This window comes from Actinopolyspora lacussalsi (assembly GCA_030803735.1).
Taxonomy (GTDB): domain Bacteria; phylum Actinomycetota; class Actinomycetes; order Mycobacteriales; family Pseudonocardiaceae; genus Actinopolyspora; species Actinopolyspora lacussalsi.
This window is the reverse complement of the sequence record JAURUC010000001.1, coordinates 1649099-1673265: the sequence shown is the minus strand read 5'-3', so window position 1 is coordinate 1673265 and position 24167 is coordinate 1649099. Positions and strand designations below refer to the sequence as shown.

Here is a 24167-nt window from a genome sequence, read left to right as displayed (position 1 = left end):
GTGGCTCCGACTTCCCGAGCCTGGCTTCCCGGCGGGGAAGTCGGAGCTGAGCCGTGGTTTCAGCCGGTGGGCTGGGCGGCGCCGTCGCACATCTTCCACTCGCCGTCCTCGACCACCATGTCCATCTCACCGCCGATGTTCTCTTCGTTCGACCGCGTTCCCGTCGGCCCCTCGAACTTGATCACCATGTTTCCGGTCATGCTGGCCACTGCCGTGGTGTCGGACTTTCTGGTGACCTTTTCGAGCTCGACGTTGAACTCCATCTCGTTAAAGACCTGGGTCGCTTGCTCCTGGCTGAGCCCCCGATTCTTGAACGAATCGATCAGGTCTTCCCTGTTGACGTCGTTGAAGGGGTTGTCCTGATCACTTAGTGTATTTTCACAGGTCATCGAGGCCAGTGCGGGGAAGTCCTTCTCCTTGATCTTGTTCACGTACTCCTGCGCCACGTCCTTCGGGTCGCCGGGGCCGCCGAGCACCACGAACAGCAGGGCGATGATCCCGCCGATGACGACGACGCCCGCCCCGGCGCCGCCGAGGATCCAGGGGAGTTTGGATTTCTTCTGCTGCGGCGGATAGGGGCCGCCCGGCTGCGTGTAGGGCGGGTAGGCGTTGGGATCGCCCGGGAAGCCCTGCTGCGGCTGTCCCCACGCCTGCTGTCCCCACGCCTGCTGTGGTCCCCACCCCTGTTGGCCCCATGCCTGCTGCGGGCCGCTCTGCGGGTACTGCCCACCGGTTTGCGGGTACTGCCCATCGGGCTGCTGTCCCCACACGGGTTGCCCGCCCGTCTGGGGATACTGCCCGCCCGGTTGCTGCCCGTAGGGATCCTGGCCGTACTGCTGTCCCCAGGCCGGTTGCCCGCCGGACTCGGGATAGTAACCGCCCTGCTGTCCCTGGTTCTGCTGCCAGGGGTCGTTCGGATCGGGATGCTGCGAAGGGTAGGTCATCGCTCCTCGCGTTTCGAATGGGTGTGCTTTTCGTCGAGCGGTGCGGTCACCGGTGTGCTCCGTTGGGATACCGGGCCGTTTCGGCGGTGAACTCCGGATTCAGGAGGGATAGCAGATCTTCCAGTCGTCGTTTTCCTTGACCAGATCGAGTTCGTTGGTGATCGGTTCCTCTCCGGGCGTGCTTATCCGCATCGTGAATGTGCCGCTCTTGTCGTCGTGCTCGACATCCCGCGTGGTCACGGTTGTGCGGCGCAGCTTGGACAGCTCCTGCTCACCGAGTTGTGAGGTCTGCTCCGTTTGGTTGCGAAGAGTTTCCTTCATGGCCTGCCGCTGCTCTTCGCAGAGCAGTTCGTCGTACTCCGACATTGGTGGCTGATTCAGCGGATTGGAAATCTGCTGCTGTGCGGCCTTCTCATAACGGGCGACCACGTCCTCGGGACCGTTCCCGCCCAGCAGGGTCACCAACAGCAGCGTGACGACTCCTCCCAGAACGAGAACACCGCCGATGCCGCCGCCGAGGATCCAGGGGAGTTTGGATTTCTTCTGCTGCGGCGGATAGGGGCCGCCCGGCTGCGCGTAGGGCGGGTAGGCGTTGGGATCGCCCGGGAAGCCCTGCTGCGGCTGTCCCCACGCCTGCTGTGGTCCCCACCCCTGTTGGCCCCATGCCTGCTGGGGGGCGCTCTGCGGGTGCTGACCGCCGGGGTGTTGCCCGTAAGGGTGGGGTTGGCCGTACTGCTGTCCCCAGGCGGGCTGCCCGCCGCTCTGCGGGTGCTGATCGCCGGGCTGGCCACCGTACGGCTGTTGGGCGCCCCGGGGATCGCCCTGTCCGGGAGGTTGTGGGTATGTCATGTCGTTCCTCGGTCCGAAATACTGCGCGATCACACGCCGGATGGCTGGAAAAGTCTCGGAATCGTTGCCGCAGCGTCATCGGCCGTTGCCGGGACAGCGACGGTGCGGCCCGTTCGGTTGAGAGAGGACGGCGGATTCGTCGGATCCGGCCGCCTCGCGGGTAGAGCGCCGCCACGAGGTCGTCAACGGGCCAGGTCGCAGAGTCGCCATCGGCTGTCCTCCCATCGCAGGCCGAGCGGTTGATCGACCCGATAGGACGCACTGCCCGCCGAGTAGGTTCCGGTGACCCGGACCGTCGCGCTCTCGCCTCGTGCACTGATCTCCCCCAGGTTCAGGTCGAACTCGCCCGCGCTGAGCTGTTCGAGCTGCCGGAGCAGTTTCGCGCGGTTCGCCGAACACAGTTCCGGTTCGAGCGATTCGAATCGACCGTCGTTGATTCTGTCCAACAGGTTCGTGGCGGCGGGTCGGGGGTCGTCCGGACCGGTGAAGAACAGGAAGTAGCCGCCCGTCGCGGCACCGGCGAGCAGCGCGCCGAGCAGCGCCGGAAGCACCCACCGCCGTCGTGAGCGGTGTTCGGTCGGTGGAGCGGCCTCGAACGATTCCCGGGACTCGCTCCGGGGCAGCCCGCGGTTGAACGCGGGATCGCCCCAGTCCGGCGGTGGGGGTGGAGTGCCGGGAACGTGTCGTTCCGAGGGAGGTGGGCCGCGACGGCCCGGGGGCAACGGTTGCCCGACGGGTGGTTCTCCCGGGTCGGAGTGTTGCCACGAGGCGGACGGATCGTCCCGGGGGTCGGTCCGGTGATGTCCGGTTCCGTTCTCCGGTCGCCGGGCCTCTCCGCCGGGGCCGGATCTTCGTGGCGGCTGGGTCATCGGGGCCTCCCGAGGCACGTGCCCTTCCGTGCGGTTCCGAAACAGGCTCCTGCGGCGGGTGTTCGCGCAGCAGCGGTACTCAAGTAGATCAGAGCAGGCCGCTTCGGAATCGGGTAGTGGTCGGCGGTTGTCCGCGGCTCGTTCCTCCCGAGCAGTGGGACTCCCGTGGTTGGCCGCACGATCGTGTCGGGATCACGAATCGGTTACCACACGGATGCCCGTGTGCGCTCCGTGCGGTGCGGTGATCGCGACAGCAGGTGTGCGAACAGGCCACGTGATCGGCGTCGAAGAGGAAAGTCTCTCCCGAACGGACCAACGGGACGAAACGCACCGTGGTCATCCGGCGAACCGCGTAACGAATCGCAACAATGCCGGAGTGGCTCAGTTCATGTGATGCGGCCGATTCGTGTGGCACGCTGGGCCGTCTAGCGGGATTCGACGACCTCGCGTTGTCGTTGATCGCCGGTACCGTGGTGGTACGAACACGGGAGGAGGGTGCCGATATGCAGCACGACCGTCCCGACAACCGGCCTGAAGAGGGCGTTGGCCAGGGAGCCCGCGGCAGTGCGGAAACGAACAAGCAGATCCGCGAGCTGGAGGACGAGGTCGCCTCGCTTCGAGACAGGCTCAACGAGTCCCCGCAACAGGTGCGGTTGTTGGAGCAGCGGCTTGCCGAGGCATCCGAGAGAGTGAGCCAACTCACCGAACGGAACGCCAAGCTCACCGAGACCCTCAAGGAAGCGCGGAGCCAGCTGACCGCGCTGCGCGAGGAAGTTGACCGACTCGCTCAGCCACCGAGTGGGTACGGCGTTTTCCTCAGCCGTTACGAGGACGGCACGGTCGACGTGTTCACTTCCGGCAGGAAGATGCGTGTGGCCGTGTCACCCAACGTGAATGTGGAGGAGTTGCAACTCGGCCAGTCGGTGCGCCTCAACGAGGCGTTGACGGTGGTCGAGGAGGGAACGTTCGAACGTACCGGCGAGGTTTGCACCTTCCGTGAGATGCTTCCGACCGCCGAAACGGATCAGCCTCGACGAGCACTGGTCACCGGGCACAGCGACGAGGAACGCGTGGTGTGGCTGACGCCGCCCATGGTCGAGTCCGGCCTGAAGTCCGGTGATTCGGTCCTGGTGGACAGCAAGGTCGGCTATGCCTACGACACGGTTCCCAAGGCCGATGTCGAGGATCTCACGCTGGAGGAGGTGCCCGATGTCGGTTACCAGGACATCGGTGGCCTCGGTGGTCAGATCGAGGAGATCCGGGACGCCGTCGAGCTGCCGTTCCTGCATTCGGATCTCTACATCCAGTACAAGCTGGCACCTCCCAAGGGTGTGCTGCTGTACGGACCACCCGGTTGCGGCAAGACCCTGATCGCCAAGGCGGTGGCCAACTCGTTGGCCAAGAAGGTCGCCTCGTCCCGGGGCGACGAGGACGGTCAGGCCAAGTCGTACTTCCTCAACATCAAGGGTCCCGAACTGCTGAACAAGTTCGTGGGCGAGACCGAGCGCCACATCCGGCTGATCTTCCAGCGTGCGCGGGAGAAGGCTTCCGAGGGCACACCGGTGATCGTGTTCTTCGACGAGATGGACTCGATCTTCCGCACCAGGGGCAGCGGTGTCTCTTCCGATGTGGAGACCACCATCGTTCCCCAGCTGCTCAGCGAGATCGACGGTGTGGAGGGGCTGGAGAACGTCATCGTCATCGGCGCCTCCAACCGGGAGGACATGATCGACCCGGCGATCCTGCGCCCCGGCAGGCTCGACGTCAAGATCAAGATCGAGCGGCCCGACGCCGAGTCGGCCAAGGACATCTTCTCCAAGTACCTCACCAGCGATCTGCCCATCCACGAGGAGGATCTGCGGGAGTTCGGCGGGGACCAGCCGTCGTGCGTGGACGCGATGATCCAGACCACAGTGGAGCGGATGTACGCCGAGACCGACGAGAACCGCTTCCTGGAGGTCACCTACGCCAACGGGGACAAGGAGATCCTGTACTTCAAGGACTTCAACTCCGGCGCCATGATCCAGAACATCGTGGACCGTGCCAAGAAGGCGGCGATCAAGTCCGCCATCGACACGGGGCAGCCCGGCTTGCGGGTGCAGAACCTGCAGGACGCCATCGTCGACGAGTTCGCCGAGAACGAGGACCTGCCCAACACCACCAACCCGGATGACTGGGCACGTATCTCGGGGAAGAAGGGTGAGCGCATTGTCTACATCCGCACCCTGGTCAGCGGTAAGAACCAGGAGTCGGGCAAGGCGATCGACACCGCCACCAACACCGGCCAGTACCTGTAGTCGTACCGGTTCCCGTAGTCGGCAGTGCCAGCGGTCGACGGTCAGCCGCGTCATCGTGTCGGAGAGCCGCTCTTCGACACCTGGCCGCTGGTCAAGTCGGCCACTTGAGCAACCTGGCCATTGACCAGACGGGGCGCCACTCGTTCGAGTGGCGCCCCGTGACTGTGTCGCGGCGCGGTCGGCGTCACCGGTGTCGTCATCGACGCGGGCTCGATAGGTTGCGGCGCATGACGGATGCTTCGACCGGTCCGGTGGACCGCTTCGGTGTCGGATTGGCCGCCCTGGGCAGGCCCGCCTACATCAACGTGGGGCGTGTCGGCGTGCTGCCGGAGGACCGCACCGTCGACGCCATGCGTACCCGGACCAGGCAGGTGCTGGACGAGGCCCATGCCGCTGGGATCCGCCGGGTGGACACGGCACGTTCCTACGGCAGTGCCGAGCAGTTCCTGGCCGAGTGGCTGCGCGACCGCGGTCACGAGGACGTGATCGTGTCCAGCAAGTGGGGCTACGCCTACGTCGCCGAATGGCGTGTCGAGACCGAGGTCCACGAGATCAAGGAACACTCCTTGGAGCGCTTCCGACAGCAGTGGTCCGCCAGCCGTGAAGCGTTGGGGGAGCACCTGAAGCTGTACCAGGTGCACTCGTTGACCACCGACAGCCCACTGTTCGAGGACGCCGAGTTGCAGCGGGAACTGGCCCGGCTGCGCGACAGCGGAGTGCTGCTGGGAATCTCCACGACAGGAGCGGCCCAGGCTGCCGCGATCGAGGCGGCCTGGGAGCTGCGGGTGGGCGGTGAACAGCTGTTCGGTGCCGTGCAGGCCACGTGGAACTCCCTGGAACCGTCGGCGGGCAGGGCGCTGTCGCAGGCCCACGAGGGTGGTTGGCGGGTGCTGGTCAAGGAGACCCTGGCCAACGGCAGGCTGGCCTCGCGACCGCCGGAGCCGCTGGCCGCCGTGGCGGGCAGGCACGGTGCCGGCGCCGACGCGGTCGCCCTCGCGCATGTGCTGGCTCAGCCGTGGGTGGACACGGTGCTGCTCGGTGCGGCGAGCGTGGGGCAGCTGCGCAGCAACCTGGCCGCCCGCTCGGTCTCGCTGAGCAGGCGTGATCTCGACGAACTGGCGGCCGTCGCCGGGGATCCGGCGACCTACTGGGGAGAGCGTTCCGCCCTACCCTGGCACTAGGAACTTACACGCGATCGAGTTGCTCGAGCGGTTGCTTGGCGGAACCTCTCGCACGGCTCTCGTTGCGGGTGCCCCGACTTCGGGTAGCGGCCTACACAACGTCGGGGCCGTCCTCACGAGAGCCGCACGGGAGAACCCGCTGGTGGTCGGGCTGCGTGCGTGGTCGTTTCGGTGCTGTCGCACCGAGGGTGCGTCGATTTCTCGCGAAATCGCCGGGCCGCTTCGGCGCCCCTGGAGGTTCCGCCACCCGCACCTCTCGCGGGCCGAGGTGGCTGCGCCTACTGGTCGGTCACTTCACGAGGAGTTCTCGCGGGGCCGGGCGCGTAGGTGGGCGCGCTCGCCCTGCTTGCCGAACAGGCTGAGGAATTCCACGGACTCCTCGGTGGCGCTGCCGAACCAGTGCGGTGTGCGGGTGTCGAACTCGGCGGCCTCGCCGGGCGAGAGCTCCAGGTCGTGTTCCCCGAGCACGAGCCGGAGGCGCCCGTTGAGCACGTAGAGCCATTCGTAGCCCTCGTGGCTCCGCGGATCGGGAACGGCGGGGCGGTGAGTCGCCGGGATCACGAGCTTGTACGCCTGGATCCCGCCCGCGCGGCGGGTCAGCGGCAGCATGGTCATGCCGTGCCGGTTGACCGGCCGCAGGTGCACGCGCGGGTCGCCGGTGGGCGGGGCGTCCACGAGTTCGTCGAGCGTCACACCGTGCGCCCTCGCCAGCGGGAGCAGTAGTTCGAGGGCCGGTCTGCGCTCGCCCGATTCCAGGCGGGACAGTGTGCTCACCGATATACCGGTCGTCTCCGACAGCTCGTTGAGCGTGGTTTCGCGCTGCCTGCGGAGCGCTCGCAGCCGGGGACCGACCGTGTCGAGTGTCTGGTCGAGGTCGTCGTCCATGCCCTCAGTTTGCCATTGCGGCAACAAAAGTTGCAGATGTTTCCCGCGGATTCGCATGGTGGTGGTGGAGGTGGTGGTAATGACCGACGAATCGGGTACGCACTACGAGGTTGCGGTGATCGGTGGCGGAGCCGCCGGTTTGAACGGGGCGCTGATGCTGTCGCGGGCGCGGCGCTCGGTGGTGGTGATCGACTCGGGCGAGCAGCGCAACGCCCCGGCAGCCGGGGTGCACGGTCTGCTCGGGCGCGAGGGGGTCCCTCCGGCGGAGCTCCTGGAACGCGGCCGGGAGGAGGTGCGCGATTACGGTGGTCACCTGCTCGCGGGCGAGGTCGGTTCAGTGGCTCGGGACGACGCCGGATTCGACGTGACCCTGCTCGACGGTTCTCGGATCAGTGCTCGCCGGTTGCTGGTGACCACGGGTCTGGTAGACGAGCTGCCCGAGGTGGCCGGGCTGCGGGAACGCTGGGGCAGGGATGTGGTGCACTGCCCGTACTGCCACGGCTGGGAGGTTCGGGACCGGGCCATCGGTGTGCTGGCGACCGGACCGATGTCGGTGCACCAGGCGTTGCTGTTCCGCCAGTGGAGCTTTGATGTCAAGTTCTTCTGCCACACCCGGGCCGCGCCCACCGGCGAGGAGGCGGAACGGCTCGCGGCGCGCGGCATCGAGGTGATCGACGGCGCTGTCGACTCGTTGGAGCTCGGTGAGCGTGGGATCAGCGGGGTGCGACTCGTCGGCGGCACCGTGGTCGGCCGCGAAGTGCTCGCGGTCGCGCCACGGATGACGGCGCGTGCCGCGTTCCTGGCCGAGCTCGGGCTGCGTGCGGTGGAGCACCCGGCCGGGGTCGGGGAGCACGTCCCGTCCGACGCGACCGGTGCCACCGATGTCGACGGAGTGTGGGTCGCGGGCAATGTCACCGATCCGTCGGCCCAGGTCGGTCCCGCTGCCGCGGCGGGAGCCAACGCGGCGGCACGCATCAACGCCGACCTGGTCGAGGAGGAGACAGCCCGTGCGGTCGCCGCTCACCGAGACCCGTTCTCCGCCGAGTCCGAGGCCCGTGGCTGTGAAGCGGTAATGGGCGAACGCCGCCACGGGCTGTGAACCGGGAGAGTCCTGTGAACCTGGGGAGCCTCGTGAAGCGGGCGTGGATCCTCGTGGCCGAGCGATTCTAAGCGGGCGCACCGGGAAGAGCGTTGCCGACAGCATGGTCGGGGACATCCCGGCTGATCGTCGGGAGGACCTCGCGCAACGCCGCGCGCAGCACGGTGCCGGCCCGCTCCGGCGCGGGGGAGTGCTCGGCGGTGTGCTCCACGGCCACCCGCAGTGCCGTGTTGACCATCGCCGCCTCCGTCTTCACGCTCAGCTCGTCGGCCCGCCTGCCGGTTCGGTGGGCGATCCCCGCGGCGAACGCGGGTTCCGCGTCCCGGTGAGCCTGCAGCCACACCGTCCTGATCTCCGGCTCCTCCTTGGTCAGTCGGACCAGCGCCAGCATGGTGTCCACATCCGCGTTCTCGTCGGCCCCGGCGTGCCCGCTCAGTTGGTCGGGCAGCGCCTCGCCGGGCGCCCAGTCGGCCAACGCTCGGGCCACGTCGTCGATCCCGTTGGTCAGCAGTGGGCGTATGAAACTCTCCTTGCCCGGCCCCGGGCAGTAGCGCCACAGCGTCCGGATCGACAACCCGGCCGCTTCCGCTATCTCATCGGCCGAGGTCTCGGCGACCCCTTTGCTCGTGAACAGCCGCACCGCCTCACGTGCGATGTCCATGCGCGTCGCCGCCTTGCGGCGCTCGGTCAGCGGCGGGCGTCCGGTGCGCCTGTTGGACGTCTCCTGCTCGCTCGACATCCCGGGTTTCCTCCTCGTGGCGGCGGTCACCCGATTCTAGGTCGTTCATTTTTCGGCGCATAATGTAAACTTGGCGTACTGTGCCTAGAAGTATCGAACGGTTCGGGTCACATCGGTCGTCCGGCGGGCCCGGAACAGGGCGGAAAAGGAGTTCGGGATGAGTGGAACCGGCCTGGAAGGGCGCTGCGTCGTGGTCACCGGCGCCGGATCGGGTATCGGGCGCGCCGCCGCGCTGCGGTTCGCCTCCGAGGGGGCGCGGGTACTCATCGCGGACCTCGATGCCGAAGGTGCCTCGGCCACCGAACAGCTGATCCGGAAACAGGAGGGCACCGCGACCACCGTGATCGGCGATCTGAGCGAGCGGACCGTGGTCGACGAGATCGTCTCCACCGCGGTGGAACGGTTCGGCGGGCCGGACGTGCTGGTCAACAACGCGGGCATCATGGACAGCTTCGCCGCGGTGGCCGATCTGACCGACGCCGAGTGGGAACGCGTCCTGCGGGTCAACCTGAGCGCTCCCTTCCTGCTCACCCGCGCGGCGCTGCCGCACATGCTGGCCAAGGGCAGCGGTGTCGTGGTCAACACGGCCTCGGAGGCGTCCCTGCGGGGCAGTGCGGCGGGGGCCGCCTACACTTCCGCCAAGCACGGCGTCGTCGGACTGACGAAGTCGCTGGCCGTCATGTACCGCGACAGCGGCATCCGGGCCAACGCGATCGCCCCCGGCGGTACCGCGACCGGCATCACCGTCGACGCCGATCCCGAGGCGCTCGGCCCCAACGTTCTCGGCAGCTACGGCAAGAACATCGGTCGCGTCGCCGACGCCGACGAGCAGGCATCCGCCATCGTGTTCCTCGCTTCCGATGCCGCCAGCAATGTCAGCGGGGTCGTCCTGCCGGTGGACAACGGGTGGTCCGCCGTCTGACGTGGGCTCTCGAAGGTCGCTACCCGATGTCGGACCTCCCGGAGCGAGAGCGAGCGGGAGGTTCCGCCAAGCGAGTAGTTCGAAACCCGACCGGAAAACTTCAATCAACTTTCCCGGAGGTCGAACCACTCGGTGAGGAACTGCCTGCCGTCCGGAACGAACGGCCAGTCCGGATCCCGTGCGCGTTCCCGCAGCTCGGTCAGCGGCATCCACCAGCCAGCGGCTATTTCCTCCGGCTGATGGATCACGGTCCCGTCCCAGCGGATCTCGTACACGAAAGCGTGAAATCGCACCGGTCCTCGTTCGTGGCTGGTCCGGAACAGGAAACGCGGTTCCGCCTGGATTCCCAGCTCCTCGGCCAACTCCCGCCGGGCTGCCTCGTCCGGAGTCTCACCGGCCGCCACGACACCGCCCGCCCAGCAGTCGTACATGGCCGGGTAGACGTCCTTGTCCGCGGTGCGTCGGTGCACGTACACCTTCGTCAGGTCCGTGGAACGCACCAGCACCGAGGTGGCCGCGTGCCACAGTCCCTCGGAGCGCATACGTGCTCGCAGGGCCGAACCGACCACCGAGCCGTTTCGGTCGTAGACGGCGACTCGTTCCTCTCCGATGGTCACCACCCGAGGATGTCAGTTCCGTTGCCGGCGCCGGGGGAGAATGTCCTCGCGCGGTGCCGCGTCGAGCCGGTAGCGGCAGTGAGCGAGCCGGTGTCGACAGTGGGTGCGGGCCCACCGTCGTTGCCCGCGCACGGGACCGGAATGTGAACGCTACGGGGAGTCGTACGCCGCGTTGAACCCGTAGGCTGAATACCATGCGTCGGATCATGGGAACCGAGGTGGAGTACGGGATAACCGTGCCGGGAGACGCGACCGCGAACCCGGTGCTGACCTCCACCCACATCGTGCTGGCCTACGCGGCGGCGGCCGACATCCCCCGAGCGCGGCGCGCTCGGTGGGACTACGAGGTGGAATCGCCGTTGCGCGACGCCCGCGGCTTCGACATGGGCGCCTCGACGGCACCGTCGAACGGCTCGGAGGGTGACGATCTCGGTGCGGCCAACGTCATTCTCACCAACGGTGCGCGACTCTACGTCGACCACGCCCACCCGGAGTACTCCGCTCCAGAGGTGACCAATCCGCGTGACGCCGTGCTCTGGGACAAGGCCGGGGAGCGGGTGATGGAGGAGGCAGCGCTGCGTGCCGCCAGCGTACCGAGCACCACCCCGATCCAGCTGTACAAGAACAACATCGACGGCAAGGGCGCCAGCTACGGCACCCACGAGAACTACCTGTGTGCCCGTGACACCCCGTTCACGGCCGTCATCGCCGGACTCACGCCCTTCTTCGTCTCCAGGCAGATCGTCTGCGGTTCCGGCCGGGTGGGCATCGGCCAGGTGGGGGAGAAACCGGGCTTCCAGCTCTCGCAGCGCGCCGATTACGTCGAGGTCGAGGTGGGGCTGGAGACCACCCTCAAACGCGGCATCATCAACACCAGGGACGAACCCCACGCCGATGCCGACAAATACCGCAGGTTGCACGTGATCCTCGGCGACGCCAACCTCGCCGAGACGGCCACCTACCTCAAGCTCGGCACTACCGCCCTGGTCCTGGACATGATCGAGTCCGGACGTCGTTTCGACGATCTCCGGTTGGCCGATCCGGTCAAGGCGGTGCACCAGATCAGCCACGACCCGAGCCTCAATCAGAAGGTCGAACTCGCCGACGGGCGACATTTCACCGGTCTCGACCTGCAGCGGGCCTATCACGAGCGGGCGGTGGAGTACGTCGAGGCGCACGGCAGCCACACCTCGGGCGAGGTGGTGCGTACCTGGGGAGAAGTCCTAGACCTGCTCGCGCGCGATCCGATGGAGTGCGCCGACCGGCTCGACTGGCCCGCCAAGTTGAAGCTGATGGAGAACTACCGCAGCCGGGACAACCTCGGCTGGGGCTCGCCGCGGTTGCACATGATCGACCTGCAGTACGCCGACGTTCGCATGGACAAGGGACTGTACAACCGGCTGGTCAGCCGTGGTTCGATGCGTCGCATCCTCGCCGAGGAGGAAGTCCGTGAGGCCGTCACGACACCGCCGGAGGACACCAGGGCCTACTTCCGCGGTCGGTGTCTGGAGCGCTACCCGAACGAGGTCGCCGCCGCCTCCTGGGACTCGGTGATCTTCGACCTGGGACGCGAGTCGCTGGTGCGTATCCCGACCCTGGAACCGCTGCGGGGGACGAAGGCGCACGTGGGTGAACTGCTGGAGGCCGCCTCCAGCGCCGAGGAGCTGGTGGACTCCCTCACCGGCGGGTGATATCGGAGCGCCCGGTTCGATGACCACTCGGTCGCGGGATCTTCGGAGCGCGACAGATCCAAAACGGCCACCTTTGGATCTGGGCGTGCGGCCGATTGACTAGGTAGTGTTCACACCAGGATGTTTTGTTGCCCGTCCGGCCCGGGACGTTGTCGGGTACGCCCGGCGGAAGCCGCGGTGTCGGTTTCGGGCAGGCATCCTCGATGAGACCACCGGGAGGCGAGATGTCCCAGGAAAAGGTTGAGCGGCACGGCGGCGGAGACGAAGGCGACGAGGAACAGAACGGTGCCGAATCCGCTGGTCAGGAGCGTCGGGAGAAGCTCGGCGAGGACGTGGACACCATTCTGGACGAGATCGACGACGTCCTGGAGGAGAACGCCGAGGACTTCGTCCGGGCCTACGTCCAGAAGGGTGGCCAGTAACCCAGTGACCCGGAAGGGTGGCCAGTAACGGAGTGCTTCGGGACGGTTCGTCCTGCCGCTCCCGGCTGAGACGGCGGGACAAGACGTCCGAACCGCCCGATGGGACTCCCGCTTCGCGGTCAGCGCCGGCCGGCACCGGGCCGACCGGCGCGACCGCGCACGGCCTAAAGTGTGCACAACCGATCATGTGACGCCAGTTACTTCGAGCAGGAGACGATGTCGCCCATGGAATCCAGCTCGACTCGGAGCCATCCGGGTCAGGCGCTGCCCCCCGAGTACTTCACTCCCGGATCCTCCTCGTTCACGGACTTCCTTCGAGCCACGGCCCCCGAGATGCTGCCGCGGGCCGCGGACAGCACCGAGGGATCGATGGACGTGCCGCACGGGACGACCATCGTCGCGCTGACCTTCCGGGGAGGTGTGCTGCTCGCGGGAGATCGTCGTTCCACGATGGGCAACATCATCGCCCAGCGGGACATGGACAAGCTCTACGTGACCGACGACTACTCCGCGGTGGGGATCGCGGGTACCGCCGGTATCGCGCTCGAGATGGTGCGACTGTACGCCGTCGAACTCGAGCACTACGAGAAGATCGAGGGCGTTCCGCTCTCGCTGGACGGTAAGGCCAACAAGCTCGCGACCATGTTGCGCGGCAACCTGCAGGGTGCGATGGCCGGACTCGCGGTGGTTCCACTGTTCGCCGGTTTCGACACCGCTGCCGAGGACCCCGAGAGGGCGGGGCGCATCGTCACTTACGACATCACCGGCGGACGCTACGACGAGAGCACGGGGTACAACGCCGTCGGCTCGGGCTCGCTGTTCGCCAAGTCGGCGTTGAAGAAACGTCACGATCCGGAGGCCGATGTCGACTCGGCCGTGCGCAACGCGATCGAGGCGCTCTACGACGCGGCCGACGACGACAGCGCGACGGGTGGGCCGGACGTGGCCAGGAAGATCTATCCCACGGTGGTCACGATCACCGGTGCGGAGGGGGCTGTCCGCATGTCCGAGGAACGCACCGCCGCCGTCGCCGAGGAGGTCGTCGCGGGCAGGCAGCAGAATCCCGGAGGCTGAGGCCGGGAGCCCGCGCGGGGCAGGATCGCCACGACCGGGAGCACGGTGCGTTCCGGCCGGCCCGGTGTCCGTCGCCGCGTGCGAAGCAAGCGCCATGTGCCAAGTCGGTACAGCACGATTCGAGCCAGGAGTGCACAACCGTGACGATGCCCTTCTACACCTCGCCAGAGCAGCTGATGCGCGAACGCTCCGAGCTCGCCCGCAAGGGGATCGCTCGGGGTCGTAGCGTGGTGGTGCTCAAGTACACGGGCGGGGTGCTGTTCGTGGCCGAGAACCCCTCGACCACCCTGCACAAGATTTCCGAGATCTACGATCGCATCGGCTTCGCCGCGGTGGGGCGGTACAGCGAGTTCGAGAACCTGCGCATGGCCGGTATCAGGATGGCCGATGTCAAGGGTTACTCCTACGACCGGCGTGACGTCACCGGTCGGGCACTGGCCAACTCCTACGCGCAGACGCTGGGGGCCATCTTCACCGAACAGGTCAAGCCCTTCGAGGTGGAGATCTGTGTCGCCGAGGTGGGGAGCACGCCGGACGCGGACCAGCTGTACCGGTTGACCTACGACGGTTCCATCGTCGACGAACCGCAGTATGTGGCGATGGGCGGGCAGGCCGAGACCGTCACGTCCGTATTGAAGGACTCCTTCACCGACGGCATGGAACTCGAACCCGCCGTTCGTGAGGCGGTGAGCGCCCTGATGGCCGGCGGCGAGGGATCCCGCCAGTTGGGAGTCGGGCAGTTGGAGGTGGCGGTGCTGGAACGGTCCAGGCCGCACCGCACGTTCCGTCGCATCACCGGTGCGGCACTGCGCCAGCTGCTTCCCGACGAGTCCGAGCAGTCTGGCTCGGGGGCGGACGACACCGGCTCGGGATCCGACTCGGAGCAGTCGGAAAACGGCGGCTCACCCGAGTGACGGGTCGGCCCCGGGTGGCTCGCGCCGGGGGCACGGCGGTGTCGTGACGAGCGGAACCGGTGGTTTCGGTGTTCGGTCCCCGACCGCCGAAACCCCGCTTCCGGCCCGCGTGCGGCCACGGTGTGTGGTGTTTTCGACCGAATTTTCTCGCGTCCGGCCCCGAACGGCGGACCGCCGAGTTCGACGAAGACGCCTACTGTGGAGGCATGCAGCGGAGGATCTTCGGCATCGAGACCGAGTTCGGGGTGACCTGTACCTTTCACGGGCAACGCAGGCTCTCCCCGGACGAGGTTGCCAGATACCTGTTCCGAAAGGTCGTTTCGTGGGGCCGTTCCTCGAACGTTTTCCTGCGCAACGGCGCGAGACTCTATCTGGACGTCGGTTCGCACCCCGAGTACGCCACGGCCGAGTGCGACGATCTCGTCCAGCTCGTCACCCATGACAAGGCGGGTGAGCGCATACTGGAGGATCTGCTCACCGATGCCGAGCGGAGGCTGGCCGACGAGGGTATCGGCGGGGACATCTTCCTGTTCAAGAACAACACCGACTCGGCGGGCAACTCCTACGGTTGCCACGAGAACTACCTCGTGGGGCGTTCGGGGGAGTTCTCCCGCATCGCCGACGTGCTGTTGCCCTTCCTCGTCACCCGACAGTTGATCTGCGGAGCGGGCAAGGTGCTGCAAACCCCCCGCGGCGCGGTCTACTGCCTGTCCCAGCGGGCGGAGCACATCTGGGAGGGAGTTTCCAGTGCCACCACCCGCTCCCGCCCGATCATCAACACCAGGGACGAGCCGCACGCCGACGCGGAGCGCTACCGCAGGCTGCACGTGATCGTGGGTGACTCGAACATGTCCGAGGTCACCACCCTGCTGAAGGTGGGCACCGTCAACCTGGTGCTGGAGATGATCGAGCAGGGCGTGCAGTTCCACGACTTCAGTCTGGACAACCCGATCCGCGCGATCCGGGAGATCAGCCACGATCTCACCGGAAGACGCCCCGTGCGGCTGGCCGGTGGCCGCGAGGCGTCCGCGCTCGACATCCAGCGGGAGTACTACGGCCGCGCGGTCGAGTACGTGGCCCGTCGCGGTTCCGACCCCATGACGGACCGGATCATGGACCTGTGGGGCAGGGCGCTGGACGCCGTGGAGTACCAGGACTACTCGCTGATCGACCGGGAGGTCGACTGGGCCATCAAACATCGCCTGCTGGAGCGCTACCGCGACAAGCACGGACTGGAGCTCTCCAGCCCGCGCATCGCGCAACTCGACCTGGCCTACCACGATCTGCGACGCAACCGGGGTCTGTTCGAGATGTTGCAGCGCAAGGACCTGGTGGACCGTGCCACCAACGACGGTGACATCGAGGCGGCCAAGGACACCCCGCCGCAGAGCACCAGGGCCAAGCTCCGCGGCGACTTCATCGCGGCCGCCCAGACGGCGGGCAGGGACTTCACCGTCGACTGGGTGCACCTCAAACTCAACGACCAGGCGCAGCGGACAGTGCTGTGCAAGGACCCGTTCCGCGCGGTGGACGAGAGGGTGGAACGTCTGATCAGCTCGTTGTGATTCGTTCGTGTCCGATCCGCGTGGCCGGACGCGTCGAGGCTGCCGCGACGGAAGGGTGGGCATGGACTATTCGGAGTACCGCGAACACGACGGGGTGGGGCTGGCCGAGCTGGTCTCCAGCGGTGAGGTCTCCGCGACCGAGCTGCTCGACGCCGCCTTCGACCGCTACGAGAAGGTCAACGACCGCATCAACGCGGTGGTCCGCACCGACCGGGTGGCCGCGGCTGAACTGGCGAGCGGGCTGTCCGCCGGTGGTCCGCTCGCGGGGGTTCCGTTCCTGCTCAAGGACTTGAACCAGGAGTTGGCAGGGCACACTTCCAGCGCGGGGACAGCCGCGCTGGCGCGGGTGGCGGCACCGGAGACCGCCGAGGTGGTGCGCCGCTGGCTGAACGCGGGGCTGCTGCCGTTCGGACGCACCAACACCCCCGAGTTCGGGGCCAAACCGGTCACCGAGCCCGAAGCCTTCGGGCCCTCCCGCAACCCGTGGTCGCCGGAGCGTACTCCGGGTGGTTCCTCGGGCGGCTCGGCGGCCGCGGTCGCCGCCGGGATCGTGCCGGTGGCCGGGGCCAGTGACGGAGGCGGGTCCATCCGGATCCCGGCCGCGTGCTGCGGCGTCTTCGGGCTCAAACCCGGTCGTGGCCTGGTGCCCGCCGGACCCGTGCGTGCGGAGAACTTTCACGGTGCCGCCTCGGACGGTGTGCTCTCGCGTACGGTTCGGGACAGCGCCGCCGCGCTGGGCGCGATCGTGGGAGCCGATCCGGCTGGTCCGTACTCACCCGCTGTGCCCCACAGGGACTTCACCACCGAGATCGCCTCCGAACCCCCTCGGCTACGTGTCGGTTTCACCTCGCAGTCGGCGCTGGGACGGCCGCACCCCCACGCGACCGAGGCGTTGAGCGACGCCGCCCGGCTGTTGGAGTCACTGGGGCACCACGTGGAACCGGTGAGCTCACCGGTGGATCTCGACTCGCTGGCCGTGGACTTCCTGCGTGCCTGGTCGGTGAAGCTGGCGGCCTCGATCGACGACGCGGTGACTGCCACCGGGGCGCCGGAAACCTCGTTCGAGCTGGACAGCAGACTGCTCGCTGCGGTGGGGCGCACCATCAGTGGCCCCGAGTACAGTGCGCTGCTCGACCGTTGGCACGGCTACACGCGCAGGCTGGCCGAGTTCCACCGCGACTACGACCTGCTGTTGACTCCCGGACTCGCCGGGCCACCGGTACGCGTGGGTGAGCTCGCGACCGGTGGGCCGCTGCGCGCGGCAGGCAGAGCCGTGCTCGGGCTGGGGCTGGGGAGAATGCTGCGTGCCAGCGGAATGGTGGACCGAGTGGCCCGGGAGAACCTGCGCCACGTGCCCTACACCCAGCTGGCCAACATCACCGGCAGGCCGGCCATGTCCGTTCCGCTGTACTGGGATCCCGACGGGCTGCCGCTCGGTGTGCAGTTCGTGGGGCCGTTGGCGGGTGAGGGGATGCTGTTCCGACTGGCTGCGCAGCTGGAGCGTGCGCGGCCCTGGGCTCGGCGCGAACCCCCGCTGTGACCTGCGGGCCTTACGTGCTTCGGTCGCCCGATAGGGCAAGCTAGCGTGCCGGGTAGTCTGGAATGCATCCAGATTTCCCGGCAGAGGTTCGGGCGCACCGTTTCATCAGGTCACGACGCCGGCCCGCGAACGTGACCGCCCTTACCGTCACTAGACTCGGGACAGTGGGCATTCCGCGCGCAGAACGCCTGGTCAACCTGGTGCTGTGTCTGCTGTCGACTCGCCAGTACCTCACCGCGGAGCGAATCAGGGGGATCGTTCCCGGTTATTCCGACGCTGCCAGTGACGAGGCGTTCTATCGAACATTCGAACGTGACAAGGCCGAACTCCGCGACCTGGGTATCCCGCTCGAGACCGGGCGCAACTCGGCCTTCGACGGTATCGACGGCTACCGGATAGCGCGCCGTGACTACGAGATCGGTGACATCGCGCTCGAGTCCGACGAGGCCGCCGCCGTGGCGCTGGCCTCCCGACTCTGGGAGGCCCCCGAATTCGGCACCGCCGCGCGCGGTGCCCTGCACAAGCTGCGTGCCGCCGGTGTCGATGTCGACGACAGCGCCGCCGGACCGATCGAACCCAAGGTGCGGGCGGACGAACCGGCCTTCTCTCCGCTGCTGATCGCCGTACGCGAAGGGCGGCCGGTGACCTTCGACTACCGCAGACCCGCCAGCAGTTCCGCGCAGCCGCGAACCGTGGAACCGTGGGGAGTGGTGTCCTGGTGCGGCCGGTGGTACGTGGTCGGCCACGACAGGGACCGGCAGGCCGCGCGTTGTTTTCGGCTCTCCCGCATCACCGGAGAGGTGTGCGCCTTCGGCTCGCGGGGGCAGGTGAACCGCCCCGAGGACGTTGACCTGATGAGTCTGGTCACCGGTTTCGAGTCGACACCACCACCGCGAACTCCGGTGCGCCTGTGGGTGGCGAGCGGACGTGCCCAGGGGGTGCGGCGGGACGCGGAAGTCGTCGCCGAGCGTGAGCTGGACGGCGTCGCGGGTGAGGAGCTGCGTCTCGAACTGAGCTATCCCGAATCGGCGACGGGGTGGCTCGCGGGCTACGGACCCGATGTGGTGGTCCTGGAACCGGAAACGTTGCGGAAGTCCGTCCGCGAGGCACACCTGGCGACGTTGCGGACCCTTCGGGAGGGAGATCGGTGAGCAGCACGAGTGAGCGGCTGCCTCGGTTGCTCGCGATGATTCCGTACCTGGTCAACAGGCCGGGAATCGAGGTGACCGAGGTCGCGGCCGATTTCGGGGTCAACGCGCAGCAGATTCGTCGGGATCTCGAGCTGCTCTGGATGTGCGGCCTGCCGGGATACGGCCCCGGGGATCTGATCGATCTGTCGTTCAGCGGGGACACCGTCACGGTGGTCTACGACGCGGGGATGCGCAGACCGCTGCGCCTGACCGGTCAGGAGGCCACCTCGCTGCAGGTGGCGTTGCGTGCGCTGTCCGAGACACCGGGCATCGCCGACACCGACGCGGTGCGCAGGGCGTTGGTGAAGGTCGAGAACGCTGTGGGCGCCGCACGGCGCCAAGGTGTCGTGGTCGGGTTGGCCGATGAGTCCCGACCGGTGTCCACCGAGGTGGGCTCGACCGTCGAGGAAGGCACCAGACTGGGCAACGCGCTGCACATCAGGTACTACACCGCCTCCAGGGACGAGATCACCGAACGTACGGTCGACCCGATGCGGTTGGTGCTCGTGCAGGGGCACAGCTACTTGGAGGCCTGGTGCCGGCGCGCGGGTGGGGTACGGCTGTTCCGGCTGGACCGGATCGACGACGCCGAGGTTCTCGACGAGCCCACGCGTCCCCCGGCCGAGGCGACCAGCACCGACCTCTCGGGAGGACCGTTCCGCCCCGCGGAGCCGCAGCCGAGCGTCGAACTCGTACTGCGTCCCGAGGCCCGCTGGGTTGCCGAGTACTACGCCGTCGACGAGCTCACCGATCTACCGGACGGATCCACCAGGGTGAGGCTGCGCTACTCCGACCACGCGTGGTTGGTGCGGCTGGTACTCGGACTGGGTGGGGGAGGAAGGATCCTCGCACCCGCGGAACTGGCGACCGAGGTTCGACAGCGCGCGGACGAAGCATTGGAACGGTCGCTTCACCCGCTGTCCACCTGAGGGCGATACGGTGTCACCGTGCCGTACGCGTTGATGGTGGGACTTGTGCTGGTGGCCCTGATCGCCCTGATCCCCGTGGTGCTGACCACACTCCGCTCGGTTCGCCGCGCGCGGTCCGCATACACCCGGGTGTCCGGTGAGCTGTCCGACCGGCTCGGTCTGCTGCGGGCACGCGGTGCCGGAATCGGGATCGCCCTGAAGCGTCATTGATCCGATCGAACCTGTCGAAACCGGCCTCGTCCGGCGTAATATCCCCGTTGCAGCAGGCTTGAGAAGAGGTGTACAAGCATGAGTTTCCCCGGTGGTTGGGAGCTGGTCCTCATCGTCGGTGTGTTGGTGTTGCTCTTCGGAGCCGCCAAACTGCCGCAGCTGGCCAGGTCGCTCGGTCAGTCCGCACGGGTCTTCAAGGCGGAGACGCGTGGTATGAAGCAGGACGAGCAGGCCGCGTCCCCCCAAGGCGATTCCGAACGGAGCGATCCGCAACAGCTCACCACGGGTGAGCAGCACTCGACCGGGTTCACGGCGACCAGCGCGGAGCGGTTGAACGGCGAACGGCCGGCCGAGGACAAGCACCGCAACGACGCCACGAACTGACGCGGGGGCTGTGACGGTGGAAGGCAGTCGGCTTCGCCGCCTCAACCCGTTCGGGCGTGATCGCACCAAGTACAGTCGCCGCCGGAACCCCGACGGGACCATGACACTGGTCGATCACCTCTACGAACTGCGCTACCGGTTCGGGGTGGCCCTGCTGGCGGTGATCATCGGCGGGATCTTCGGTTTCTGGTGGTTCTCCCACCAACTGTTCGGGTTGCCGAGTCTCGGTGACTTCGTGACCGGACCGTACTGCTCGTTGCCCTCCGACATGCGGCTGAGTCCGAACGACAAGTGCCAGCTCATGCAGACCCGTCCCTTCGAGATCTTCATGATCCAGCTCAAGGTCGGCCTGTCGCTGGGTGCGGTGCTGCTGAGCCCGATCTGGTTGTATCAGTTCTGGGCGTTCATAGCGCCCGGGCTGCATGCCAGGGAACGCAAGTTCGCCAGGGTTTTCGTGGGCATCGGCAGTCTCCTTTTCGTGGCGGGTGCGGCGCTGGCCTACTTCGTCGCCCCGAAGGGACTCGCCTTCATGTCGGGCTTCGGTGGCGGATCGTTCTTCACCGCGCTGACCGGCGGGGAGTACATCAACTTCGTGCTGCTGATGCTGTTGTTCTTCGGTATCAGCTTCGAACTGCCGCTGGTCATGGTGATGCTGAACCGGGCCGGTGTCGTGAGCTACGCCAAGCTGCGCAACTGGTGGCGTGGCAGCGTGTTCGCGTTGTTCGTCTTCGCCGCCATCGCCACCCCGGGGCAGGATCCGTTGTCCATGCTGGTACTGGCCGCGGCCCTGTGCACGCTGTACGGATTGGCCCTGCTGATCTGCCGGGCTCACGACAACTCCAAGGCGCGCAAGCAGGCCTCGGCGCAGCAGGTCGACCCCGATCAGCCGTCCGAGCTGGATACCCGGCCCTCCGAGGTCGATGTCGGTGGTCCGGCCAGATCCGGTGTCGAGGAGGACGACGCGACCTGACCGCTCCCCCGGGCGGCCTCGGTGTCAGCATGGTGGACACGTTCACGGCCGAGATATGAAAGTCTGGGAGAGTGGCTGACAGCCGTATTGAAACCACGGAGACGAGCGCCGGGTCCGCTGATCCCGCGGCGGCGTACGCCGCGCACCAAGCGCGGAGTGCGCATCCGAGACTGCGGGCCTTCACGATCGACCTGTCCTTCGAGCTGGATCCGTTCCAGCGGACCGCCTGCCAGGCGCTCGAGGACGGGCACGGGGTGCTCGTCTGTGCGCCCACCGGCGCGGGCAAGACCGTTGTCGGCGAGTTCGCCGTCAACCTCGCCCTCGCCGGTGGGCGCAAATGCTTCTACACCACGCCGATCAAGGCGCTTTCCAACCAGAAGTACACCGACCTGTGCGAGCGTTACGGCACGGGTTCGGTCGGGCTGCTGACGGGCGACACCTCGATCAACGGCAGCGCCCAGGTGGTCGTGATGACCACCGAGGTGCTGCGCAACATGCTCTACGCGGGTTCCAGCAGCCTGGACGCGCTCGGCTACGTCGTCATGGACGAGGTGCACTACCTCGCCGACCGTTTCCGGGGTGCGGTCTGGGAGGAAGTGATTCTGCACCTGCCGCAGCAGGTGCAGGTCGCCAGCCTCTCGGCCACGGTGAGCAACGCCGAGGAGTTCGGCGAGTGGCTGGTGGAGGTGCGCGGCGACACCACGGTGGTCGTCGACGAGCACCGACCTGTCCCGTTGTGGCAGCACATGCTGGTGGGCAACCGCATGTTCGACCTGTTCGGCGGCGAGGACGAGAACCGCGAACTCAAGATCAATCCCAATCTGCTGCGGCACACCCGTGAACTGGGGCGTACCAGGGAGCCACCCGGCAAGGTGCGTCGTGGTCGGGACGGCAAGCGGCGCGTGCAGAATCGGGGTGGGAAGTCCTTCCAGCCCTCGCGGGTGGACGTGCTCAATCAGCTCGACGAGGCCGAGCTGCTGCCCGCCATCGTGTTCATCTTCAGCCGTGCGGGGTGCGATGCCGCCGTGGGCCAGTGCGTTCGTTCCGGTCTGCGGCTGACCAGCGAGGAGGAGCTGGACGAGATCCGCGCGGTGATCGACGAGTACACCAGTACCCTGCCCGAGAGCGATCTGGACGTGCTCGGGTACTGGGAGTGGCGGGAGGCCCTCGAACGGGGTGTCGCCGCCCACCACGCGGGACTGCTTCCCGCGTTCAAGGAAACCGTCGAGGAACTGTTCGTCCGCGGTCTGGTCAAGGCGGTGTTCGCCACCGAGACACTGGCGCTGGGCATCAACATGCCCGCCCGCACCGTGGTGCTGGAACGGCTGGTGAAGTTCAACGGGGAGTCGCACGTCGATCTGACTCCCGGCGAGTACACCCAGCTCACCGGGCGTGCCGGGCGTCGGGGTATCGACGTGGACGGGCACGCCGTGGTGATCTGGCAACCGGGTATGGATCCCGAGCAGGTCGCGGGGCTGGCCTCCACGCGTACCTATCCGCTGCGTTCCTCGTTCCGGCCCGGATACAACATGGCCGTCAACCTGGTCGGACGCCTCGGGACCGAGTCGGCCCGGGAACTGCTGGAGCAGTCGTTCGCCCAGTTCCAGGCGGATCGTTCCGTGGTGGGGCAGTCCAGGCGGGTCGAACGCAACACGGCCGCCCTCGACGGCTATGCCGAAGCCATGCACTGCGACCAGGGTGATTTCGCCGAGTACTTCGATCTGCGGCGTCGTATCTCCGATCGGGAGAAAGAACTCGCGAAGCAGAACAAGGCCGCCAAGCGTGCCGAGGCGGCCGAGTCGCTCGAGAAGTTGCGCAAGGGCGACGTGATCACGATTCCGTCCGGCAAGCGCTCCGGGCTGGCCGTGGTGGTCGATCCGGGGCTGGATCCGATGGGCGAGGCACGACCGCTGGTGGTGACGGAGGACCGTTGGGCCGGAAGGGTCTCGGTCGCCGACTTCACCAATCCCGTCGAACCCCAGGACAGGATCAAGCTGCCCAAGTACGTCGACGTCCGCTCGCCCAAGTCGCGGCGCCAGCTCGCGAACACGCTACGGGAGAGCGGGATCGCTCCCGCGGGCAAGCGCCGTGGCGGCAAGGGCTCTTCGGCCGGTGACGACCGGGAACTGGCCAGCCTGCGCCGGGCGATGCGGTCGCATCCCTGCCACGGTTGCGACGAGCGCGAGAACCACGCCAGGTGGGCGGAGCGCCACGAGCGACTGCGCCGCGAGACCGAACAGATCAGGAACAAGGTGGCCGCCACGACGAACTCGTTGGTGCGTTCCTTCGACCGGATCACCGCGTTGCTCGGGGAGCGTCACTACCTGGATCCGCACAGTCCGGACGACCCGGTCACCGACCACGGCAAGCGGTTGGCGCGGCTCTACAGCGAGTCCGACCTGCTGCTCGCCGAGTGCCTGCGCGTGGGCAAGTGGCGTGCGCTGCAACCGGCACAGCTCGCCGCGGTGGTCTCGTCGCTGGTCTACGAGTCCAGAGGCGACGCGCCGATGGTTCCGGAGGTCCCGCCGGGGGCGGTGTCCGAAGCTGTTTCGGCGACCTGGGAACTCTGGGCGGAGCTGGAGGACGACGAGCGCAGGCACAAGCTGGACCGCACCCGGGAACCCGACGCGGGATTCGCCTGGCCGGTGTACCGCTGGGCTAGGGGGGACTCGCTGGAGAAGGTGCTGACCGCATCCGCCTCCGCGGGACACGAACTCTCCGCGGGGGACTTCGTGCGCTGGTGCAGGCAGGTGATCGACCTGCTGGACCAGATCCGCGAGGTTCTCGGCCGGGAGGATCCGGTCGGTTCGGCCGCGAGCAAGGCGATCAACGGGATTCGGCGGGGTGTGGTGGCCGCGGGCTCCGTGTGACCTGCC

General features: G+C 67.4%; 22 protein-coding genes. 16 read left to right on the top strand and 6 right to left on the bottom strand.

Translation table 11 applies throughout. The features are described 5' to 3' along the window. Positions 1-59 precede the first annotated feature (59 nt). The 3 genes from J2S53_RS07305 to J2S53_RS07295 form a co-directional block, all read right to left on the bottom strand. Positions 60-944, bottom strand: coding sequence for an Rv0361 family membrane protein (locus tag J2S53_RS07305; RefSeq protein ID WP_456240359.1), 885 nt, complete (start codon positions 942-944; stop codon positions 60-62). Positions 945-1043: 99 nt separating this feature from the next. Further along, entirely contained in the window at positions 1044-1793 is a 750-nt protein-coding gene (locus tag J2S53_RS07300) for an Rv0361 family membrane protein (protein ID WP_456240358.1), read from the bottom strand. 182 nt (positions 1794-1975) lie between these two features. Then, entirely contained in the window at positions 1976-2662 is a 687-nt protein-coding gene (locus tag J2S53_RS07295) for a hypothetical protein (protein ID WP_456240357.1), read from the bottom strand. A 503-nt stretch (positions 2663-3165) separates the two neighbouring features. On the opposite strand from J2S53_RS07295, the gene arc reads away from it, so the two are divergent. Together arc and J2S53_RS07285 are read left to right on the top strand one after the other, a co-directional pair. Next, entirely contained in the window at positions 3166-4959 is a 1794-nt protein-coding gene (gene arc, locus J2S53_RS07290; protein WP_456240356.1) for a proteasome ATPase, read from the top strand. 227 nt (positions 4960-5186) lie between these two features. Beyond that, complete coding sequence (locus J2S53_RS07285) at positions 5187-6140, top strand: aldo/keto reductase (RefSeq protein WP_456240355.1); 954 nt, start codon at positions 5187-5189, stop codon at positions 6138-6140. Positions 6141-6434: 294 nt separating this feature from the next. Here the strand turns inward: J2S53_RS07285 and J2S53_RS07280 are convergent, their stop codons facing one another. After that, positions 6435-7025, bottom strand: coding sequence for a helix-turn-helix domain-containing protein (locus J2S53_RS07280; RefSeq protein ID WP_456240354.1), 591 nt, complete (start codon positions 7023-7025; stop codon positions 6435-6437). Between the two features lie 55 nt (positions 7026-7080). Between J2S53_RS07280 and J2S53_RS07275 the strand changes: the two genes are divergently transcribed. After that, on the top strand, positions 7081-8124 hold the full coding sequence (locus J2S53_RS07275) for an NAD(P)/FAD-dependent oxidoreductase (protein ID WP_456240353.1): 1044 nt from the start codon (positions 7081-7083) through the stop codon (positions 8122-8124). A 67-nt stretch (positions 8125-8191) separates the two neighbouring features. Here the strand turns inward: J2S53_RS07275 and J2S53_RS07270 are convergent, their stop codons facing one another. After that, positions 8192-8863 (bottom strand): TetR/AcrR family transcriptional regulator, encoded by a 672-nt coding sequence (locus tag J2S53_RS07270; protein ID WP_456240352.1) that lies wholly within the window; start codon positions 8861-8863, stop codon positions 8192-8194. Positions 8864-9020: 157 nt separating this feature from the next. On the opposite strand from J2S53_RS07270, the gene J2S53_RS07265 reads away from it, so the two are divergent. Beyond that, positions 9021-9785 (top strand): SDR family NAD(P)-dependent oxidoreductase, encoded by a 765-nt coding sequence (locus J2S53_RS07265; RefSeq protein ID WP_456240351.1) that lies wholly within the window; start codon positions 9021-9023, stop codon positions 9783-9785. A gap of 104 nt (positions 9786-9889) precedes the next feature. Here the strand turns inward: J2S53_RS07265 and J2S53_RS07260 are convergent, their stop codons facing one another. Next, positions 9890-10402 carry an NUDIX hydrolase gene (locus tag J2S53_RS07260; protein ID WP_456240350.1) on the bottom strand — a complete coding sequence of 171 codons (513 nt, stop codon included), beginning with the start codon at positions 10400-10402 and terminating at the stop codon, positions 9890-9892. A 194-nt stretch (positions 10403-10596) separates the two neighbouring features. On the opposite strand from J2S53_RS07260, the gene dop reads away from it, so the two are divergent. The 12 genes from dop (at position 10597) to J2S53_RS07200 (ending at position 24161) form a co-directional block, all read left to right on the top strand. Beyond that, on the top strand, positions 10597-12093 hold the full coding sequence (gene dop / locus J2S53_RS07255; protein ID WP_456240349.1) for a depupylase/deamidase Dop: 1497 nt from the start codon (positions 10597-10599) through the stop codon (positions 12091-12093). Positions 12094-12317: 224 nt separating this feature from the next. Next, complete coding sequence (locus tag J2S53_RS07250) at positions 12318-12515, top strand: ubiquitin-like protein Pup (RefSeq protein WP_092927919.1); 198 nt, start codon at positions 12318-12320, stop codon at positions 12513-12515. A gap of 225 nt (positions 12516-12740) precedes the next feature. After that, on the top strand, positions 12741-13589 hold the full coding sequence (prcB, locus tag J2S53_RS07245; RefSeq protein WP_456240348.1) for a proteasome subunit beta: 849 nt from the start codon (positions 12741-12743) through the stop codon (positions 13587-13589). A gap of 140 nt (positions 13590-13729) precedes the next feature. After that, positions 13730-14503, top strand: a complete 774-nt coding sequence (prcA, locus tag J2S53_RS07240) for a proteasome subunit alpha (protein WP_130467685.1) — start codon at positions 13730-13732, stop codon at positions 14501-14503. A gap of 206 nt (positions 14504-14709) precedes the next feature. After that, positions 14710-16068 carry a Pup--protein ligase gene (gene pafA, locus J2S53_RS07235; RefSeq protein ID WP_043574844.1) on the top strand — a complete coding sequence of 453 codons (1359 nt, stop codon included), beginning with the start codon at positions 14710-14712 and terminating at the stop codon, positions 16066-16068. 61 nt (positions 16069-16129) lie between these two features. Beyond that, positions 16130-17608, top strand: coding sequence for an amidase (locus J2S53_RS07230; protein WP_456240347.1), 1479 nt, complete (start codon positions 16130-16132; stop codon positions 17606-17608). Between the two features lie 164 nt (positions 17609-17772). Next, positions 17773-18759: a helix-turn-helix transcriptional regulator gene (locus tag J2S53_RS07225; RefSeq protein ID WP_456240346.1), complete on the top strand. Its 987-nt coding sequence runs from the start codon at positions 17773-17775 to the stop codon at positions 18757-18759. Then, positions 18756-19727 carry a helix-turn-helix transcriptional regulator gene (locus tag J2S53_RS07220; protein ID WP_456240345.1) on the top strand — a complete coding sequence of 324 codons (972 nt, stop codon included), beginning with the start codon at positions 18756-18758 and terminating at the stop codon, positions 19725-19727. The genes J2S53_RS07225 and J2S53_RS07220 overlap by 4 nt, the downstream gene beginning before the upstream one ends. A gap of 18 nt (positions 19728-19745) precedes the next feature. After that, positions 19746-19937 (top strand): bacteriophage holin, encoded by a 192-nt coding sequence (locus J2S53_RS07215; RefSeq protein WP_092973389.1) that lies wholly within the window; start codon positions 19746-19748, stop codon positions 19935-19937. Positions 19938-20015: 78 nt separating this feature from the next. Further along, on the top strand, positions 20016-20321 hold the full coding sequence (gene tatA / locus J2S53_RS07210) for a Sec-independent protein translocase subunit TatA (protein WP_456240344.1): 306 nt from the start codon (positions 20016-20018) through the stop codon (positions 20319-20321). A gap of 100 nt (positions 20322-20421) precedes the next feature. Next, complete coding sequence (gene tatC / locus J2S53_RS07205; RefSeq protein WP_456240343.1) at positions 20422-21291, top strand: twin-arginine translocase subunit TatC; 870 nt, start codon at positions 20422-20424, stop codon at positions 21289-21291. A 71-nt stretch (positions 21292-21362) separates the two neighbouring features. Next, entirely contained in the window at positions 21363-24161 is a 2799-nt protein-coding gene (locus tag J2S53_RS07200; RefSeq protein WP_456240342.1) for a DEAD/DEAH box helicase, read from the top strand. Positions 24162-24167 lie beyond the last annotated feature (6 nt).